General features: G+C 39.3%; 15 protein-coding genes. 8 read left to right on the top strand and 7 right to left on the bottom strand.

Annotation, left to right across the window (positions count from 1 at the left end):
* The first annotated feature begins 476 nt into the window (after positions 1-476).
* From AC4IFE_RS17235 to AC4IFE_RS17210, 6 genes are read left to right on the top strand one after another with little or no spacing between them, the layout of a single operon-like run.
* A complete protein-coding gene (locus AC4IFE_RS17235) occupies positions 477-2,666 on the top strand; it encodes a type VI secretion system Vgr family protein (RefSeq protein ID WP_490758376.1) in 2,190 nt (729 codons plus the stop codon).
* A 2-nt stretch (positions 2,667-2,668) separates the two neighbouring features.
* Positions 2,669-3,511, top strand: coding sequence for a hypothetical protein (locus tag AC4IFE_RS17230; protein WP_490758375.1), 843 nt, complete (start codon positions 2,669-2,671; stop codon positions 3,509-3,511).
* Complete coding sequence (locus AC4IFE_RS17225) at positions 3,492-3,764, top strand: hypothetical protein (RefSeq protein WP_490758374.1); 273 nt, start codon at positions 3,492-3,494, stop codon at positions 3,762-3,764. Before AC4IFE_RS17230 ends, AC4IFE_RS17225 begins: the two co-directional genes overlap by 20 nt.
* A gap of 12 nt (positions 3,765-3,776) precedes the next feature.
* Complete coding sequence (locus AC4IFE_RS17220) at positions 3,777-5,729, top strand: PAAR-like protein (protein WP_490758372.1); 1,953 nt, start codon at positions 3,777-3,779, stop codon at positions 5,727-5,729.
* A gap of 18 nt (positions 5,730-5,747) precedes the next feature.
* Complete coding sequence (locus AC4IFE_RS17215) at positions 5,748-6,398, top strand: hypothetical protein (protein WP_490758371.1); 651 nt, start codon at positions 5,748-5,750, stop codon at positions 6,396-6,398.
* A gap of 3 nt (positions 6,399-6,401) precedes the next feature.
* The gene (locus tag AC4IFE_RS17210; RefSeq protein WP_490758370.1) at positions 6,402-6,809 is read left to right on the top strand and encodes a hypothetical protein; all 408 of its coding nucleotides are present in this window, start codon (positions 6,402-6,404) and stop codon (positions 6,807-6,809) included.
* Positions 6,810-6,899: 90 nt separating this feature from the next.
* On the opposite strand, the gene AC4IFE_RS17205 is transcribed toward AC4IFE_RS17210, so the two are convergent.
* The gene (locus AC4IFE_RS17205) at positions 6,900-7,460 is read right to left on the bottom strand and encodes a DNA-3-methyladenine glycosylase I (RefSeq protein WP_490758369.1); all 561 of its coding nucleotides are present in this window, start codon (positions 7,458-7,460) and stop codon (positions 6,900-6,902) included.
* Positions 7,461-7,603: 143 nt separating this feature from the next.
* Between AC4IFE_RS17205 and AC4IFE_RS17200 the strand changes: the two genes are divergently transcribed.
* Positions 7,604-7,903, top strand: coding sequence for a hypothetical protein (locus AC4IFE_RS17200; RefSeq protein ID WP_490758368.1), 300 nt, complete (start codon positions 7,604-7,606; stop codon positions 7,901-7,903).
* A gap of 120 nt (positions 7,904-8,023) precedes the next feature.
* Positions 8,024-8,833: an enoyl-ACP reductase FabI gene (locus tag AC4IFE_RS17195; protein WP_111953010.1), complete on the top strand. Its 810-nt coding sequence runs from the start codon at positions 8,024-8,026 to the stop codon at positions 8,831-8,833.
* Positions 8,834-8,912: 79 nt separating this feature from the next.
* Here AC4IFE_RS17195 and AC4IFE_RS17190 read toward each other — a convergent pair whose 3' ends face one another.
* The 6 genes from AC4IFE_RS17190 to AC4IFE_RS17165 all read right to left on the bottom strand — a co-directional run bounded on the left by AC4IFE_RS17190 (position 8,913) and on the right by AC4IFE_RS17165 (position 19,428).
* The gene (locus AC4IFE_RS17190; protein ID WP_490758367.1) at positions 8,913-10,352 is read right to left on the bottom strand and encodes a glycoside hydrolase family 30 protein; all 1,440 of its coding nucleotides are present in this window, start codon (positions 10,350-10,352) and stop codon (positions 8,913-8,915) included.
* 43 nt (positions 10,353-10,395) lie between these two features.
* Complete coding sequence (locus tag AC4IFE_RS17185; RefSeq protein WP_490758366.1) at positions 10,396-11,205, bottom strand: glycoside hydrolase family 16 protein; 810 nt, start codon at positions 11,203-11,205, stop codon at positions 10,396-10,398.
* An 82-nt stretch (positions 11,206-11,287) separates the two neighbouring features.
* Complete coding sequence (gene bglX, locus AC4IFE_RS17180) at positions 11,288-13,510, bottom strand: beta-glucosidase BglX (protein ID WP_490758365.1); 2,223 nt, start codon at positions 13,508-13,510, stop codon at positions 11,288-11,290.
* 9 nt (positions 13,511-13,519) lie between these two features.
* Positions 13,520-14,944 carry a glycoside hydrolase family 30 protein gene (locus AC4IFE_RS17175; RefSeq protein WP_490758364.1) on the bottom strand — a complete coding sequence of 475 codons (1,425 nt, stop codon included), beginning with the start codon at positions 14,942-14,944 and terminating at the stop codon, positions 13,520-13,522.
* A 3-nt stretch (positions 14,945-14,947) separates the two neighbouring features.
* Positions 14,948-16,498: a RagB/SusD family nutrient uptake outer membrane protein gene (locus AC4IFE_RS17170; RefSeq protein WP_490758363.1), complete on the bottom strand. Its 1,551-nt coding sequence runs from the start codon at positions 16,496-16,498 to the stop codon at positions 14,948-14,950.
* Between the two features lie 11 nt (positions 16,499-16,509).
* Positions 16,510-19,428, bottom strand: coding sequence for a SusC/RagA family TonB-linked outer membrane protein (locus AC4IFE_RS17165; protein WP_490758362.1), 2,919 nt, complete (start codon positions 19,426-19,428; stop codon positions 16,510-16,512).
* Positions 19,429-19,590 lie beyond the last annotated feature (162 nt).

Below are 19,590 nucleotides of genomic sequence, written 5' to 3'. Positions count from 1 at the left end.
ACAAAAAAAGACAATGTATGCTTTGCATAAAATTAAATTTAAACTGTAATAATTTTTTCTTTCCGCATATCAGGGCACAAATGCCTTGCTTTTTTTGTCTCATTTTGAACCTAACAACTGTTAGTAGTAAAACTACGACAAAAAGAAAAATAGCCTTTCATTTTTTTCCTTATTGTGTCTTTGCTTCTTATATTTGTTTCACGTGGACGTGATTTTAATACCAGTATTACAAAACTGTAATTCAGATTATTAAATTCATTAAAACTAAATATCAATTACATTTTAAAGCTTAAAAATTTACAGGGATTTGTTCCCTGCATCAGGTGAAAGCAGAACGATAATTTCCTCACAAAAGATACAATTCTGTTGACATTAACCAAACAGTATTTTTTATCTGAAGTGAGTAATAAGAAGAGCCACAATGCAGTCCGGCATGCCAGACTGCTGTTACATACACTAACCAGAAAAAATATGTTATGTTTCAGGACAGCAAATCATCAAAAAACCAGATTTCAAAGTCTAAAAAAGATCTGGACAGTATAAAACCCGCAGATCTGGGCTCAGCTAATGAAACTGAAAAAAAAGCTGAAAAAATAAAAAAATCGGTACAGACAGCCGGGCAGGCACTCTCCTATGCCGATAATTTTATGAACAAGGCGGCACAGCCTAATACAGCTTTGGTTTCTGAAAGTAAAATTTGGAACGAGCAGCCCACTTCTAAAATATTCAATGCCGGATCAATTCCGAAAAGTGAGCTTTTAGGGATCAATCGTGTGGTCAAACTGGAAATCATTATTGAAGGAAAAATAATTAAGCATTTCAAGCATTTTAAACTGACCCAAAGTGCCGTTAAACATCATGAATTCAATCTTATGCTTGCTCATGATGCTTTGGGAAGTGCAGAAAATCATAACCTGGAGCAGGCACAGAACTTTCTGGGCAAGAGGATTACAGTAGTATTTAAATATAAAGACGTAGAAGAAAGTCCTGAACGAAACTTTGTAGGGGTAATTACGGAAGTAGGATTCAGCCAGGAAAAAGGCAGTTTGGGAAATATTGTCCTTACCGGAAACAGCCCTACTGTACTTCTTGATGCTGCACCACATATTCAGAGTTTCGGTGGTGCCAAAGAGATTAGCCTGAACAGCATTGCAGATTGGGTCATTAAAGAAGGACTTGGTTCCAATAAATTTGATTTCAGAGTAGATTCCCAGCACGGAAATGTTTCGTACAGCTCACAATATGAAGAAACCCACTACAACTATCTCGCAAGAATAGCCGAAGCTTACGGGGAACAGTTTTATTATGATGGTGAGGTTCTTCATTTCGGAAAACTGCCTCCACAGGAAAAGCCGGTACAACTGGTTTATGGGAGCAGTGTGCATGATATTAAGATCAAAATGAGAGCCCAGCATGTGAACCCTGTTTTTTACGGCTATAACAGCAGCAAAAATGAAAGACTCACAACGGGAAATTCAAAAATAAATCATCAGTCAGATATTGCGAAACGGGCCTATGAAATATCCAAAGCAACTTTCACGACTCCTTCATTAAGGGTAGCGCCAATCAAAGCATCTACATTTATGGATATTGATGCTTCACAGAAAGGTACGGCAGGAAGTAAGGCTGTGGATGTATTTATCACCTCCGGAAGCACTTCCGTACCGTTTTTATATCCGGGATGTACTGCAGATGTAGAAATGCGGAAATCTGAAACCAACCAGACCGCCTATTTTACCAAGCTTATGATCACAGGAATCAGTCACGAGGTAGATGCAAGAGGTCATTACACCGGAAATTTTGAAGCAATAGCAGCAGATACCGGATTTATGCCACGTCCCGAATTTGAGGTGCCTAAAGCAGAACCTCAGTTTGCCAAGGTCATTTCAAATACCGACCCTCTTAACCAGGGCAGGATACAGGTTCAGTTTGACTGGCAGAACGGGCAGGATACCACAGAATTTATCCGTGTTATGACCCCTGATGCGGGTGGAAGTGATAAAGTAAGTAAAAACCGTGGTTTTATGGCTATTCCTGAAGTTGGAGATCAGGTGGTGGTCAATTTTGTCCATCAGCATCCGGACCGTCCTTTTGTAATGGGAGGAATGTTTCATGGAGGTGTTGGCGGTGGCGGCGGACAAAACAATAACGTTAAAAGCCTGAGCAGCCGAAGCGGTAATAAACTGGAACTGGATGACGGTGCAGGATCAGTATTCTTAACTGACCAGGGAGGAGCCAATATGAAATTCGATGGTGCCGGAAATGCAACAACCACCGCCAATAACGATAAAACAGTAACTGTAGGGAATAATAATACGGTAAATGTTGGAAGTGTAAGTTCTATTAACGTGGGAGGAAAAGAAGGCGGAGGAGCCAATTCTATGCTTAAAATGGATAATGGCGGAAATATCACCCTGGAATGTGATACAACCATTACCATTAAAACAGGAAGCAGCTCAATTACCCTGACTACGGGAGGAGACATTACGATAGAAGGCCTCAATGTAAAGGTCATAGGAAAAACAACTACAGAATTAGGAAAAGCAGCTGCCAATCCTGGAATTAAGATCGATAGTGACATCAATGTCAATGCAGCCAAAATCAATACATCATCTTCGGGACCTACCAATATCAAAGGAGCAGATGTGGAAATCAATAAAGGATAATCATGCAGGTTAATATAGAAAACAAGGGCGAATACCGGAAATATACCTTTCTCAGAGAAGAAAGGTATCAGTTCCAGGGCCTCAGGAATGAAAACTATATTGAAGCAGAGCTTAAAGTCACATTAACTTCTATTGAAAATGAAACGCCTGTTTTTACCGTTGAAATGCCATTGTATAAGCAATCCAATAAAGACGGTATGTACAAATGGGTCGGAGATCTGCATCAGCTGAGAGAAAAAATTGTATGCACCCTCAATGAAAACGGACAGCTTGGAAAGATCATTAACTTGACTGAAGTCCAGAATAAGTGGCAAGAAATAAAGCCCAAAATTATCCTGAAACATCGAAACGAGAAATACCGTGAAATTTTCATTAAAGGCGTAGAAGAACTTTTGGAGGATGGCGAACGCCTGGCGGAAGCCCTCCGTTTCGCAATGCCTTACCAATTGCTTTTTCCCGGCATCCATTTCAAAGAGTTCAAAAAAAATGAGATCATCAACGGATACCGTGAGCTTCCCAACTTTATTGCTGCCAAAAGTGTTCCCATTACTACAGAAGAAAGAATTTCAGAATTAGAAGACGGCAGGTATCAGATTGATGTGAAAGGAAGCATAGATGAAGACAATTTTGAACAGGATAAAGTAACCGCCATGATCCGGATTTTAAAGAATCGTCCCCGTGTGCCGACACTCCTGCAGCTTAATTATATAGAACGCTATCTCCTGGAAGAATGGCCATGGTCTGAACAGAGCATGTGTATGAGCCTGGCACAAATTCCCGGCACATTATACCGTGAAGAAAAAAACATTTTAAAAGCTGCCGCTCATGACCGTTCCCCTGCTTGATATTGTATTCCAGAATGACCGCTACTATCTTCTCTTCGATGATGAAAAGATCTTAGAGGCTCCGTTTGATAAAGAATGGCATGTATATGCAAACGGAGAATATCTATGTCCTGTCAGTAACTGTAAAGTTTCGGGACTGTTGAAAGTTCCGGGTAAGATTTTTCTCGAAACCCGGGATAACCTTAATAAACTGGAAAATAGTTTCAGAAGATTGAAAAATGTAACCTTGAGCTCAGATAAAATTAACATCTAAAATCATCGCATTATGGCAAAAAAATACGTACCCGAAGGTGCCTTTTTAGCTTGCGACAAAGGAACAAGCCCCTCTACCCTCCGGGTAAGCAATAATAAGAACACGACCATATACAGTGTTCCCATGGCTTCGGAACTGGATTTCCTTCCTTTTTTCAATATTAAACCCATGGGGCTTTGTACCAATCCTTTGAAATGGGCAACAGGAGCTTCATGTCTGCCAACCATTCTTACCGGATGGCAAGCACCGAAAGACGGGATAAAGATAAATGGCAGCCGGATGCTCTTGGAAGATTCTTTCTGTAATTGTATATTTGGTGGAAAGATCAATATCTTCTTCGACAGAGCTGCTGCTGTATCATATGGCGTAGGAGAAGGAAAAATGCCTTCCGACTACATCAAGGAAGGTTTTGACTGGATCGCCGAGCAAAACAAAAAAGGCCGGGAAATGCGGGATCAGATGCTCCCGGACTGGATGAAGCCCGTAACAGGTGTTGGAGACTGGTTCAATGATCTGGGTACAGGATTGGTAGAAGGAGCCGTAAATGGTGTTGTGGGCCTAGGTGAAACACTTTATCAGGTTGGTCAGGATCCCGTAGGTACTGCTGAAGCATTGGGAGGAATGGTAAGCGACGGATGGAATGCCGCAACTGAGGGTGTAGGAAATGCCTGGGATTGGGCCAGCAAGGGAGATAACTGGAGCAATGCAGCTGAAGGAGCCTGGAACTGGGCCAGTGACGGACAAAACTGGGCAGATGCAGGAAGTGCAGCCTGGGAAGGGACAAAAGATGCCGCTGGCTGGGTAGCCGAAAACCCCAGAAAGATAGGCACAACGGTAGGAGAATTTATTCCGGATGCCGCAGCGGCTGTTTATTCCGGAGGAACATCATTGGCAGCTACCGCCGGAAAGACTGCTTTAAAAGAAGGAGCTGAGGCTGTTGTTGAAAAAACCGTTAAGGAAGTTGCCGAAGAAGCAGTGGAACAGGGCGTAAAAAAAGGAGCAGATGATGTAGTAGAAGCCGGTGCAAAAAGAGGAATAGCTGAAACAATGGAGCAGCTTGCTAAGAAAGAAGGGGGCGATATTGCAAAAGTTATTACAAAAAGTGCTGATGAACTGGCGGCTGAGGCAGCTGAAAAAGCTGCAAAAGAGGCGGCTGAACGCTGGGCAAAATTAGAGTATGATGATTTGGCAACGACAGCACCTTGTTTCCTGGCAGGAACTTTTGTCCATACAATTGATGGTCTGGTTCCAATTGAAGATATTCAGGTTGGAGATACTGTGTTTTGCTATGATCATATAAATAATACAACCGTTAAAAATAAGGTAACCAACATCTACAATAACTGGACAGACCGGTTTATTAAGATTTCTACCGATAAAGAAGTAATTAATACAACATTTAAACACCTTTTCTGGATTGAAGATGAAAAAAAATGGATTACAGCAAAGGAATTGAAGACAGAAATGATCTTAAAATCATTGTCTTTAAATAATATTTTAATTAAAAAAATTGACTATCAAAACAATGTAGCATTATCTACTTTTAATATTGAAGTTGAAAATAGTCACAATTACTTTGTTGGAAACCAAGGCCTGCTTGTTCATAATGACAATAAGCCTTCCAAATTTGAAAGTACGGTTAAAAAGCCTACCAAGATATATGAGGTTTATGATCCCAAAACAGGGAAAACTGTATATGTAGGACAAACAGATAAGGCAAATGTGGCAGACCGGTTTAAAGAACACGTCGCAGAAGGTAAAAAGAAAGGTAACCATAAGAAAGACTGGGGAAAAAAATATAAAATAAGAGAAGTTGCCAGCGGAAATTGGGATCCTTACGAGGCATCTGTTTGGGAACAGCACTATATTGATAAAAACGGTGGAAAGGCCAGTCTTCAAAATGGAAGAAATGAAATCACCAAACCAAAATTTGATAAGTATAAAAATTTACATAATCCTTGTTAAATCATAAAATATATGAGTATGAATATTAAGTCCGGAACTATTTTTTCTGTAAACGTTTCATCTGACGAAAAAATTTTTGGAAGAGTTTTATTTAATGTTGATGACTATTTGGAAAAAAGTAAAAATGAGAACAATCAGAATTATTTTGATGTCTACAAAAAGTGTGTACTGATAGAAACCTTTGGAAAGGTTGTTAAAGAATTTGATGAGACACTTTTGAAAAATGTAGCGGTTAAAAGCAGCTTTATTCCTGTTGATACTTTTTCTGATGAAGATGAATGGGAACTTACTGACCTGAATTTTCCGGTACCCTCAGAATATATAACATTTCCTGAAGTTTTAAGATTCGTCAACGGAAAAATTTATTTCTGTGTAGGAGAAGTTACTATTGCAACTTCTTTCGATGAGGCATTCAGAGATCAGTGTGGGGTTTACCCATCTTTTGGCAGCGGATACTGGGAAGTTGTTGCCACGCTGGATTCTGCCGGCAGAAAAGATTTAATAGAAGACGAAGATGATATTATGGATCATTACTTTAAAGATTCAGACCTGAGAGAAAGCCCTGATGCAAGAAAAGAGATCTATCAGGCAATCGGGGAAGATCCCGGTCTTTCTTACAATGAACTGGCATTAAAGCATGGTTTCGACTTAAAAAGATTTTACAGTTAATTTATGGAATACCAAAACGAAATTTTACAAAATATATTTTGGAATTTTAATGAACAAGAATTTCCAAGTATTGAAAATTTCAGAATTGCCCTGAAAGATTATAATGAGAAAATATCCGGTAAAAAATTTTCAGAAGACCTGGACAAACCTGTTTTAAAAACTGATAAAGTTGCTATACAGTACGAATATTGGGATAAAAACATTGAAGATATTATTGAACCAGATTTTCTATTAATTGCGGACAACGGAGAGTTTTTCACAATCGCCGAACTGTTGTTTAAAATTCACAATCATGTGTATGAAAAATTGAAAAATGATGATCACCATTTTTTTGAAGGATTACAATTATGGACCGGCGAAAACCCTAATTACCCTGACATTCCCTTATACTTTTTACAACAGGGCAGCTAAAGAAATAATACAGCATAAAAGGTTTCAAATTGAAACCTTTTTTGTTTTAATAATCACAGATCATCACTAAGCCGAAACAGTGACAGGAATTTATCCCTGCCTGATGAAGCAGCTTTCAATATGATCGTTTACCATTCCGGTGGCCTGCATATGGGCGTAAACCACAGTAGATCCCATAAATTTAAAACCTCTTTTTTTAAGATCTTTAGATAAAGCATCAGAAATTTCGGTTATAGCAGGAACATCACTTAAGGTTTTTGGACAATGGTCTATAGGCTTTCCTTCTACAAAACCCCAGATATATTCTGAAAAACTTCCAAACTCTTTCTGAACTTCCAGAAACTTTTGTGCATTGGTTACTGTTGCTTTTATCTTGAGCCGGTTTCTTATAATCCCCGGATCGTTCATAAGCTCCTCCATTTTTTCTTCCGTATAAGCTGCAATTTTTCTGTAATTAAAGTCATCAAACGCTTTTCTGAAATTCTCTCTTTTAGAAAGGATGGTATACCAGCTCAGTCCCGCCTGAAAGCTTTCAAGGATCATAAATTCAAAAATAGTTTCATCATCGTAGACAGGCCTTCCCCACTCCTCATCATGATATTTCCGGTAGAGGTCGTCTTTCTCACACCAGCCGCAACGTATTTTTTCCATAACACTAATTTTTATACCGTACTAAAGATAATACTGATTTGGAAAAGTATAACAAAAGATTAAGAAAAGTTTAACAGCAGTTCCGGATTTTAGGAATGGTTATTGTTTATTTACTGGTACACAACAATAAAATATTACATATTATGAACAATTCAGAATACAACAAAGCGGAAAATGCAGTAAATAACACAGAAAACTCTTTAAAGAATGCAGCAGACAATGCTAAATGGAAAATTGATGATCTGGCATCCAAAGCTAAAGATTATATCAATGAAAAGAGGAACAATGATGAAGAGGCACAGCAGGAAGACTGGTTCGAAAGAGTAAAGAATAATGCTGCAGATGCATGGGATGACATAAAAGATAAAGCGAGCGAAGCCTGGGAAAAAACTAAAGATGCTGCAGAAGATGCAAAAGCAGAATGGAATAAGAAAACCAATTAAAATTTCAGTCATATAAATATTTTCAATAAAATGGAGCCTTAAATCAATAAGGCTCCATTTTTATGATGTCACAAACGCAAATTATTGCTACATTTGTATTTAAATAAACATTAAAAAATTATGTCATACGGTTTACTTAAAGGCAAAAAGGGAATTATTTTTGGAGCCCTTAATGAGCAATCAATCGCATGGAAAGTTGCAGAAAGATGTCATGAAGAAGGTGCTGAATTTATCTTATCAAATGCCCCTATTGCTTTGAGAATGGGAGAACTTAATGGTTTAGCAGAAAAAACAGGTTCTGAGGTGATAGCTGCAGATGCTACTTCTATAGAAGATCTTGAAAAACTTTTTGATGCTGCGACAGCAAAATTCGGGAAAATAGATTTTATCCTTCACTCTATAGGCATGTCCGTAAATGTAAGAAAAGGAAAGCATTATACTGAAATGAATTATGACTGGTTGGAAAAAGGCTGGGATATTTCAGCAGTTTCTTTCCATAAAGTAATGCGTGTAGCCTGGGAAAAAGACTGCATGAATGAGTGGGGAAGCATTCTGGCGCTTACGTATATTGCAGCTCAGAGAACTTTCCCTGACTACAATGATATGTCTGATAACAAGGCTTATCTGGAAAGCATTGCAAGAACATTCGGAAATTACTGGGGAGAGAGAAAAGTACGTGTCAACACGGTTTCCCAATCTCCTACACCTACTACAGCAGGTAGCGGTGTGAAAGGTTTCGGCGGCTTCCTTGGATATGCTGAAGATATGTCTCCGCTTGGAAATGCTACAGCGCTTGACTGTGCCAACTATTGTGTAACTTTATTCTCTGACCTTACCAAGAAAGTGACGATGCAGAACTTATTCCATGACGGTGGTTTCAGCAGCTCCGGAGTTACCCAGAAAGTAATCAGCAAATATGATGTTGAATAACAACATTTAAAATATATCGCAAACAATAAACCGGCGGCCTCTAAGAGGCCGCCGGTTCTATAAAAATGTTAATATGAAGTTACAGGATAACCGTTTGGATAGAGTGCGCCGGCGCAGATAATTTGGCAGCCATTCCTTCGATCCACAGATTCGTTTCAATGTCATTCCCGGAATCATTCATGATTACAGTGACCAGCTGACCGTTTTCATTCATAAAGGTGGTAGACGTAAGAGCTGCTCTGTTTGAAGAATTTCCGATTCTCCGGGCATTAGGCTTAATGAATTTTGAAACATGACCTACATAATAATATTCATAGGTATAATGTACCTCTCCTGTTTTGGTATCAGCAATGATTGGGGCAAAACAGAAGTTTCCGACATGGTTCGGACCTCCGGTTTCATCCAGCAATACATTCCAGTCTGTCCACAAAGCAGTTCCTTTATTGAAGTCATTAAGCATATTTCTTCCGTAAAGTTCACCCAGGCTCACATCATAAATTCCGGACATATTGAACTGTTCTTTACAACCTTCGGTAAAAGCCAGAAACTTATCCGGAAAAGCTTTCTGCGTTTCAGATAAATTGTCGAAAAGCTGCGTTTTATTATTCCAGGTTTCATACCAGTGATACCCAATTCCGCTGGCATATTTAGAGGTTTCAGGATCGCTTAAAGTAGTAGTGGCTCTCTGGTAGATCAAATCCCGGTTATGATCCCAGATCATTACCTTTTTGTCTTTGTAGCCATTTTTCCAAAGTGTCGGTCCCAGATTGTTCTTAAGAAATTCACCTTCTTCTTCAGCTGAATAAATACAGGACTCCCAGGTCTGTGTTGCCATAGGCTCATTCTGTATAGTCAGACCCCAGATATTGATCCCTCTTTTTTCATATTCTTTAATGAATTTAATGTAATAGTCTGCCCAGGTCTGATAAAATACGTTTTCCAGACGGCCTCCTTTCAGCATACTTTTATTAGATTTCATCCATGCTGGCGGGCTCCATGGGGAGAAGTAAAATGTAAAATCTTTTCCTATCGCTTTCTGGGCTTCTTTGATCATTGGGATCTTATACTTTTCATCATGGGCAACATTGAAAGTCTTTAAAGCTGTATCATTATCTTCCACATAAGTATAAGAATCACTGGAAAAATCGCAGGAGTTCATATTGGTACGGACCACCGTATAGCCCAATCCATTTTTTCCAAAATAAGCCTCTATAATCTCCTTCTGCCTGTTCTTCGGCATTTTATAGAAGGTTTCTGCAGACGCATCAGTAATGGCACCGCCTATCCCGATCAGCTTCTGATATTTAAAATCAGGATCTACAAAGATACAGGCATCTGTTTCTTTGGGCTGTCCAAACTTTTCAAACTTAACCATCCCCTTATCCACCATTTTCTCATTGGTCTTGGAGTTGGTAAGAATAACCTTTGCTGTTTTCCCTGCATTCTTTTTCCAATAATTCTGTGCATTAGCGTTCAGAAACGCTCCTACTGCCAAACAGCTTACAATTAGTTTTTTCATAATCTTTTTCTTTCTGTTTTTGGACGTAACTGCCCTCTCTTCATTATTTATTTTGATAAACCCTTACATAGTCTATATAATATTTTTGCGGAAATATACTGTCATCTATTCCTTCTTTTCCGCCCCAGAAGCCGCCTACTGCCAGATTTAAAATAATAAAATAAGGCTGATCGAAAGGCCAGGCTCCGTAGGTTTTTTCTTTATTTTCGTATGTGAAAAACTTCTGTTCGTCAATGTAGACATCAATTTTTTCCGGTGTCCAGTCTGCTTTATAGACATGGAATTTTTCACTGGCATCTTTTACAAACAGAGTATCTGTCTTCTGTGTTCCCTGAATATGATTATATTTTTTCGTGTGAACCGAAGCATGAATATATCCCTGATTGAAACCTACATGTTCCATAATATCCAGCTCGCCGTCATCCGGCCACTGTTTCATGTTTTCACTCATCATCCAGATGGCAGGCCAGGTTCCCCGGCCCTTGGGAAGCTTTGCCCTTACTTCTATTGTTCCGTATTGAAAAGAAAATTTTCCTTTGGTCAAAAGCCTTGCAGAAGTGTACTTATTTTTCTCCCAATTTTCTTTTCTGGCTTCAATAACAAGATTTCCACCTTCCATTCTGGCATTTTCAGGTCTTTTTTTGGTATAAAACTGAGCTTCCTGGTTTCCATACCCGTTTCCTCCTACATCATAGTTCCATTTCAATGAATCAGGAAGCCCTTTTCCATTAAATTCATCATTCCAGATCAATTTTTTCCCGAAATGTATCTTATTTGAGGCACAGCCTGCCCCAGAAAGAACCAATATTCCGGCCGCACAGAGTTGAATGATATTTCTAAATTTGATTTTCATGAATCTGGTTGTCATCTAGATTTTGGCTGAAGCCGTTTTCTTTTTTATTATGTTAAGCGGGCTAAAGCCCGCTCCTATTGAATTATTTAATCCAATTGATTCTTTTCGTCTGAACATTCTGAGAATTGGTTCCGATCATAATATCGAATTCACCGCTTTCCCAATCATAATTCAGGTCATTATCAAAAAATTTCAGATCTTCCGGAGTCAGTTTGAAGTCAACTTTTTTGCTCTCCCCTTTTTTGATGAATATTTTTTGGAATCCTTTCAGTTCTTTGACCGGTCTTACTACTTTTCCGAAAAGATCTCTGATATAAAGCTGCACCACTTCTTCTCCGTCATATTTACCGGTATTGGAAACGGTTACACTGATAGTTAGCGTCTGGTTCCCTTTAAGATCTGCTGAACTTAAAACCATATCGGAATATTTAAAATCCGTATAGCTTAATCCATACCCAAATGGATATTTCGGATCATTATCCAGATCAATATAGGCTGAAACATAATTCCTGTCTGTATTGTTTTTTGCAGGTCTTCCTGTATTGTAATGGTTGTAATAGATCGGGATCTGACCTTCCGTTCTCGGGAAGCTCATCGGAAGTTTTCCTCCCGGATTCACTGCACCGAACAGAACATCGGCAATAGAATTTCCGGCTTCAGTTCCCAGCCACCAATTGTATGTTATGGCAGGAATATTGTCTGCTGCCCAGTTGAAGATCAAAGGTCTTCCGGCGTTAATCATTAAAACAACAGGTTTTCCTGTTTTAGCTATTTCTTTCAGTAAATCTTCCTGCACACCGGAAAAACCGATGCTGCTTCTGCTTTTGGCTTCACCACTCATCGCATGACCTTCTCCTAATGTCATGATTACCACATCAGCTTTTTTAGCGGTTTCCACTGCTTCTGCAAACATGGATCTGTCCTGATCATCTACATTACATCCTTTCGCATATAATAAGGTCGAATTTTTATCAAGCTGATTTTTAATTCCGTCAAACTGGGAAACGATTCTCTGGTTGTCATCTTTAAAGGCAACAGACCAGAATCCGTGGTTTGCTACTGTTTCTTTACCAAAAGGTCCGATCAGTGCAACGGTTTTCACAGTTTTTGCAAGCGGGAGAATATTTCCTTTATTTTTCAGAAGAACAATACTTTTAGAACCGAATTCTCTTCCGAATTTTCTGTGTTCCTGATTGTCGGTCTGTTCCTTTTGTCTTTTTTCACTGCTGAATCTGTAAGGATCATCGAAAAGTCCCATTTCGAATTTCTTGGCTAAAATTCTGCCTGCAGCATCATCCACTAATTGTACATCTACTTTGCCTTCTTTAACGAGTTTTGGAAGTTCAGTCATATAAACACGGCTTTCCATATCCATATCGCTTCCGCCTGACACAGCTTTTTCAGCGGCTTCGTTAGCATCTTTGGCATAACCATGAGGAATCATTTCCCCGATACTTCCCCAATCCGACACTACAAAACCTTTATAATTCCATTTTCCTTTTAGAAGTTCTCGTTGAATATATTGATTGGCTGTAGCAGGAATTCCGTTGATGTCGTTAAAAGAATTCATGAATGTGGCTACTCCAGCCTCAGCTGCGGCTTTAAACGGAGGCAGATACGTTTCATTCAGCTGTCTTAAACTCATATCGACAGAATTGTAATCTCTTCCTCCTACGGCTGCTCCATAGGCTGCAAAATGTTTGGCACAGGCCATTACAGCATCAAGACTGCCTAAGCCTTTCCCCTGGAAACCTCTGATTCTTGCCATACCAATCCGGGTTCCCAGATAGGTATCTTCTCCGGAACCTTCCATTACCCTTCCCCATCTCGGATCTCTTGCGATATCTACCATAGGTGCAAAGGTCCAGTGTATCCCGTAAGCAGAAGCTTCTGTAGCGGCAATTCTTTCTGACTTTTCAATCATTGCCAGGTCCCAGCTTGCCGCCTGTCCCAGGTTGACAGGAAAAGTCGTCCGGTAGCCGTGGATAACATCCTGCCCGAACAGTAAAGGAATTTTCAGTCTTGACTGCTGAGCCAGCTTCTGAAAAGCCCTGGTCTCATCGGCACCCGCCACATTGAGCATGGAGCCTACTTTCCCTTTTTTTATTTCTTCCAAAACTGCAGCAGAATTGGACTGCTGAGGTCCTGTGGCATATTCAAATCCGCTATACTGGACCATCTGCCCTACCTTTTCTTCCAGCGTCATTTTAGCCAGCAGGTCTGCCACTTTCTTATCAATTGTTTTCTGTCCGTGGACATTCATTCCCAATGCTGCAACTGCAAGTAAGAAATAAGCTTTTTTCATAATATTAAATTAAAAAACATAAGTTGCTGCCGAGTTTCCTGAAAGGATAACCGGAGCGGTCTTTCCGTTATATTTGATATTGAAACTTTCCTCTGTACTGTTTCCGTTCTGGATAATAAGTACTGTTTTTCCGGCAGGAGTTTTAAAGGCTGCCGTAGAAAGTGTTTCTGTCTGTGTGGAGGCAATACGCCGGGAACCTGCAGGTACAAATTTAGAAGCGTGCGCAATGATGTAGTAGGAAACATTTCTGGTAAAATTTTCACTGTCGGAAACTGTTATTGCCCCTTTACATTCTGTACATCCGCCGTCTGTATGCGGTTTGTACTGCGGATCATTCGCTACATTCCATTCTAAAGCAATTCTGCTCCAGTTTCTCATAGAACCGATGAGTACATTTTTAACATGCCAGTTCAGGTCTTCATTAAAAGTTCCCTTCGATCCTGTCCACTGCTCGGTAAAATACAAATTTTTATCGGGAAATGCGTTGTGCACCGTACTTAACGCCGAAATATCTCCTTCATACAAATGGAAAGCCGAGCCGTCAATATATTGATAAGCTTCCGGATCTTTCAGAATATCAAGGGCATATTCGGGTTTATTGCAGTTATGATCGTAAACCACAATTTTTGTCTTGATGTGGTTGGTTTTAAAAACAGGACCCAAATAACCTTTGATAAAATCCCTCTGCTGTTCAGACGGCATATACAGACTTGGATTGTTTCCGGGATGCAGAGGTTCGTTCTGAGGCGTAATGGCATTAATGGTAATACCTTCCTTTTGCATTCCCTGAATATATTTTACAAAATATTCTGCATAGACTTTATAAAATTCAGGCTTTAAGCTTCCTCCTTTGGATTTCCCGTTGTCTTTCATCCAAACCGGAGATGACCATGGAGCGGCAATAATTTTGATATCGGGATTGATGGCCAAGATCTCTTTCAGCATCGCAATCAGATCTTTATCTTTTGCCAGGCTGAATTTTGAAAGTGTCGGATCTGTCTGGCCTTCCGGAAGATCGTCGTAAGAGAAAACTTCACCATCGAGATCGGAAGCTCCAATACTTAACCGCAGATAGCTTATGGAAATTGAATTTTTATCTTTCCCGAAAAGTTCATTCAGAAGTGCTTTCCGTTTGGAAGACGAAAGCCTGTTGATCACTTCAACGCTTCCTCCTGTCAGGGTATATCCAAAACCGTCAACATATTGAAACTTTTGGGTATCATCAATTTCAATATTCTGCCAGTTATTGATATTTGTTGTGAACCTAACCGGGCTCTGCTGCTGCAATTTTACACTTTCATTTCCTTTCGTAAGCCAAGACTGAATACTTTCTTTATCACCATTTACCGACGCACATGATACAGGAAAAAGTACCACGCCGCAAAGCAGCGCAGTACCTTTAAAAAAGAAACTATATAAACTGTGAAACTTCATGTTTTAGTAGCCTGGATTTTGATGCATAGCCGTATTCGGCAATTCATTGAACGGAATGGGAAGAATCTCATTTTTATTTGCTTTAAATCCTTTGAAGGCAAGCTTAGAAGGAGCATCTCCCCATCTTACAAGATCAAACCATCTGTGTCCTTCTCCGGCAAGCTCTCTTCTTCTTTCGTCTTTAATAGCCTGTAAAGAAACAGGAACTGGCGCTAAACCTACTCTTGCTCTCACGGCATCCAACAGAGCCTGTGCTCTACCTCCGGCACCTCCTAAGGCTTCTGCTTCCATCAGGTAGGTATCTGCTAACCTTATAGCGATATAGTTCTGCCTAAAGTTAAGTTCTGCAGGTCCTGGAAGTGAGCTTTTTAAAGCATTCGTAGGTAAATACTTATTAAGGAAGTATCCGGTATCTGCAAAAGCAGGTGCATAAGTGATTTTACCTGCTGTTACCAATGCTTTTGCATCAAAAACAGTCACATTCAGTCTTGGATCTCCCTGCATAAAGCTGACAAGATTCTCTGTCACGGTATTAAATGCCCAGCCCGAATAGATATCCGGTGCATCATTATTAGGAATATTTTTTAAGGAATAAGAACGAGGGCCTACCATTACGTTGATAGAGTTTCCTTCATCTTTGCCCTGTCCCCAGAATCCCCAGTCGGAGCTTCCTTTATTGGTATGCATGACTTCCAGGATGGATTCTGTTGAAAATTTATATGGATCTGCCGTTTCCGGTCCCACTTTGAATAGGTCAGCATAGTTGGATACAAGTTTATATCCATATTGGCTGGTTCCTCCGGGCGTACCATTTACTTGGGCAAATTGTGCAGCAGCTTCAGGCATTTTTTTATCATAAAGATAGATTTTACCTAATATAGCTCTGGCAGTTCCCTGCGTAATTCGTCCTTTATCGCTGATACTTGGTGCCATCATCAGATCCGGAATAGCAGCAATGATATCACTCTCTATCTGGGCATAGACTTCACTTGGCTTGGCCTGTGGAACATTCCAGTAGTCATCATCAAATTTTACAGTTTTAAGAATTAAAGGAATATTTCCAAACATTCTTAATAGCTCAAAATAATATAAAGAACGGAGAACTTTAGCTTCTGCAGTATATCTTTTCTTAAGATCTTCACTCATGGAAGCTCCCGGAACTCTCTCTATTAAAAGATTAGCACGTGCAATTCCCTGATAATAGTCTCTCCAGTAGCTGGCAGGCATTGTATTAGGGTTGATCATATAATTATTCATTCCCTGGATACCTGCACCATCATTAGAACTTCCTCCTCCGGAATAAAAATCATCAGATCCTGCGTTAAAGAAAGTAACTGTATTTTCGAATCCCGACGAATATTTTCTTAAGCCGTCATAAACGGAAATCAGTGCGCTAAAAGACTGCTGTTCATTCTGAAAATACAGATCGGTATTAAAAGAGCCTGAATTCTTTACATCATCCAGATAGGAATCACTACAGCCCATATTGGTAAAACTCAGACCTGTCAGAAAAGCAACGGCAAGCCCTTTATATATAAAATTCTTATTTTTCATTTTGTTCATTATTAAAATTGGATATTAGCACCTAACAAAAATGTTCTGGCTTGTGGATAGTAAGCTCTGTCAACTCCTATTATGTCTTGTTCGGAATTATTTCTTCCTGCAATTTCCGGATCATAGCCTGTATATTTTGTGAAAGTAAAGATATTTTCTCCTGTTACATACAGTCTTACCTTGCTCATTCCAAAACGGTTTGTAACATCCTGAGGAAGTGTGTAGCCTAGCTGGATAATTTTCAAACGGACATAATCTCCTTTTTGAAGATAGTAATTTGACATCCAGGAATAGTTATGATTAGTATCATTACGAGTAATTCTTGGATTATCATTAGTAGATCCCTCTCCTGTCCATCTGTCTAAGATTCTTGTCTGATAATTCGCATCAGGAATATCCAACCTCCTTAAACCCTGGAAAATCTTGTTACCAGCCTGCCCCTGTGCAAACATCATAAAATCGAAATTTTTATAATTTAGATTCACGGTCAGTCCGAAAGTATATTTCGGTATAGAGCTGCCTAAGTTTACTTTATCATTGTCATCAATTTTACCGTCGCCGTTATTATCCTGCCAGATGAAATCTCCTGGTTTTGCGTCCGGTAATAATTTTCCTCCGTTAGCGTTTATATAATTGTCGACTTGTGTCTGATTCTGGAAAACACCACTATACGTGTATCCGTAAAATGATCCGTAAGGCTGTCCTACTGCTACTCTGGATACCGCTCCCATAGTCTGGAAGGAAGCAAGGTTGAAATAGTCTATATCGTCTTCCAAGCGTAAAACCTTGTTTTTAATGGTAGCAAAGTTTCCGTTAACTGATAGACCGAAGTCCCCCCAGTTCTTTTTATAGCCTAATTCAAGTTCAACACCTGTGTTTTCCATATCACCTACATTTGACCAAGGTAAAACAGGAACTCCTACATAACCAGGAATATTGATTTGTCTGAGAATATCGGTAGTTTTCTTTTTATACCAGTCTGCTGTCAAAGTAAAATTATTTAATAATTTTAAATCCGCAGCAATATTCAGCTGGCTTGTCTGTTCCCATTTCAGATTGGGATTCTCCAAAGTACTTTTCGCGTAACCAATGATGATATTATTACTGGAGTTGGTATAATTACTTCCAGAAACCATGAAACTTGCAAATCTGAAGTTATCCATTTCATCATTTCCTAAAACGCCGTAACCTCCTCTTAATTTTAAGTTATTAACCACTTTATTCTCCGGCCAGAAGTTTTCTTTATGAACATTCCATCCTAAGGACATAGACGGAAAAGTTCCCCAATGCTGATTCGTGGCAAATTTTGAAGAACCGTCTCTACGGATAGTTCCTGTAAATAAATATTTATCTGCATAATCGTAAATGATTCTACCAAAATAAGATGCTTTACGGGTTTCAATTCCATCCCATCCTTTTGCTGTAATATCATCCTGAGAAATATCAAAGTTGAAAGAAGCATCCTGCCAATTATCAATAGGCAGATTACTATAAGTTAAACTTGCCCCGCCAGCAATGTTGTATCGGTAAACTCCCTGTCCCAACAATACACTTAAATTATGATCGCCGAATTTGTTCTGATAGGTCAGAGTATTTTCCATACTCCATTCGAATTTATTTTCGTCTACCTTATTAAGACTGTTAAAGCTGGTATTGTTAAAATTCGGGCTTAAATAATATTTCGGTGTGAAAGTACGGCTACCCCAATAGGATTTTTTGCCATTTAAACTTGTTTTGAAAGTGAAGTGATCAAGAAACTTAAGCTCTGCAAAAACATTTCCCACAAAATCATCCGACCAATTGTAATTTCCCTGCTGTAAGTAACGGAAAGCTTTAGGATTGGTCATTTCATTATTGACATATCTGGAAATTCCGTACGGCCGGCCCTCAGAATCACGGATAATATAAGAGTTGTTATAACCACTTGGGTCTACCATAGACCAATCTGTTACGACAACGGGAGTCGTAGGATCCAGGTTAACTGCTGAAGCCAATGGTCCTCCAAATTCTTCGTTGGCACTTACCCCTTGTGATTTTACGTGTGTATACGCAAAGGTTTGGCCTATGGTCAGGTAATCTGTAAGTTTATGTGTTGAGTTGAATCTGGCATTGATTCTTTTGTAATAGGAAATATCACTCATTACAATACCCGTCTGATCGAAATATCCAAAGGATGTATAGTATGTTGACTTTTCATTACCTCCTGTAATGCTTACTTCATGCGATGATTTTTCACCGGTCCCGAAAATAGCATCCTGCCAGTTAGTACCTTTTCCAAAAGATGCAGGATTGGTATATCTCGGTGCTTGCCCATCATTTATAAAACCTTCATTGATGATATTTGCATACTGAGTAGCATCCAGAAGATCCAGCTTTTTTGAGGCATTTGAGAAACCATAAAAACCATTATATGAAAGACTCAGCTTTCCTTTCTTTCCTTTTTTTGTCGTAACCAGAATTACACCTTTTGCAGCAGAAACCCCATAGATAGCAGATGATGCCCCATCCTTCAATACTTCCATACTTTCTATATCAGACTGGTTCAGCCATCCGATATTGTCTACAACAATACCATCTACTACCCATAAAGGGCTGTTACTACCTGCGCCAAAACTGGTAATTCCACGCACCCTTACAGTAGCAGCGGCACCGGGCTGCCCGGAATTCGTCACTACGGAAACACCCGCAGCCCTTCCCTGCAATACCTGCTCAGGCTTACCAGCCGGAATGTTTTCTATGTCGCTGGCTTTAATACTTGCAATAGCTCCGGTCACATTACTTTTTTTCTGTGTACCGTAACCGATCACGATGACCTCCTCTATTTTATTCTCTTTCGGAACAGTGTCTTTTACGCTGGTCTGTGCGTTGAAATTAGCTGTAAAATATAGTACAGCAACCACCCCCAGGCTTCTTGATACTCTTAGATTCATATACAGTTAGTTTTTTAATTCTCAAATTGAGACAATAAAAATATATTTTTTTTTAATAAATTAACATTGTATTCACAATTATTTTAATTTTTCGTTTATTTTTGGGAGTTGAAGGCCTTATTTCTCCTTCATAATTCATAAAAAAATCATAAAAAAACAATA

Source organism: Chryseobacterium sp. UF-81 (genome assembly GCF_058245105.1).
This window is presented reverse-complemented; position numbering and strand designations above follow the sequence as displayed.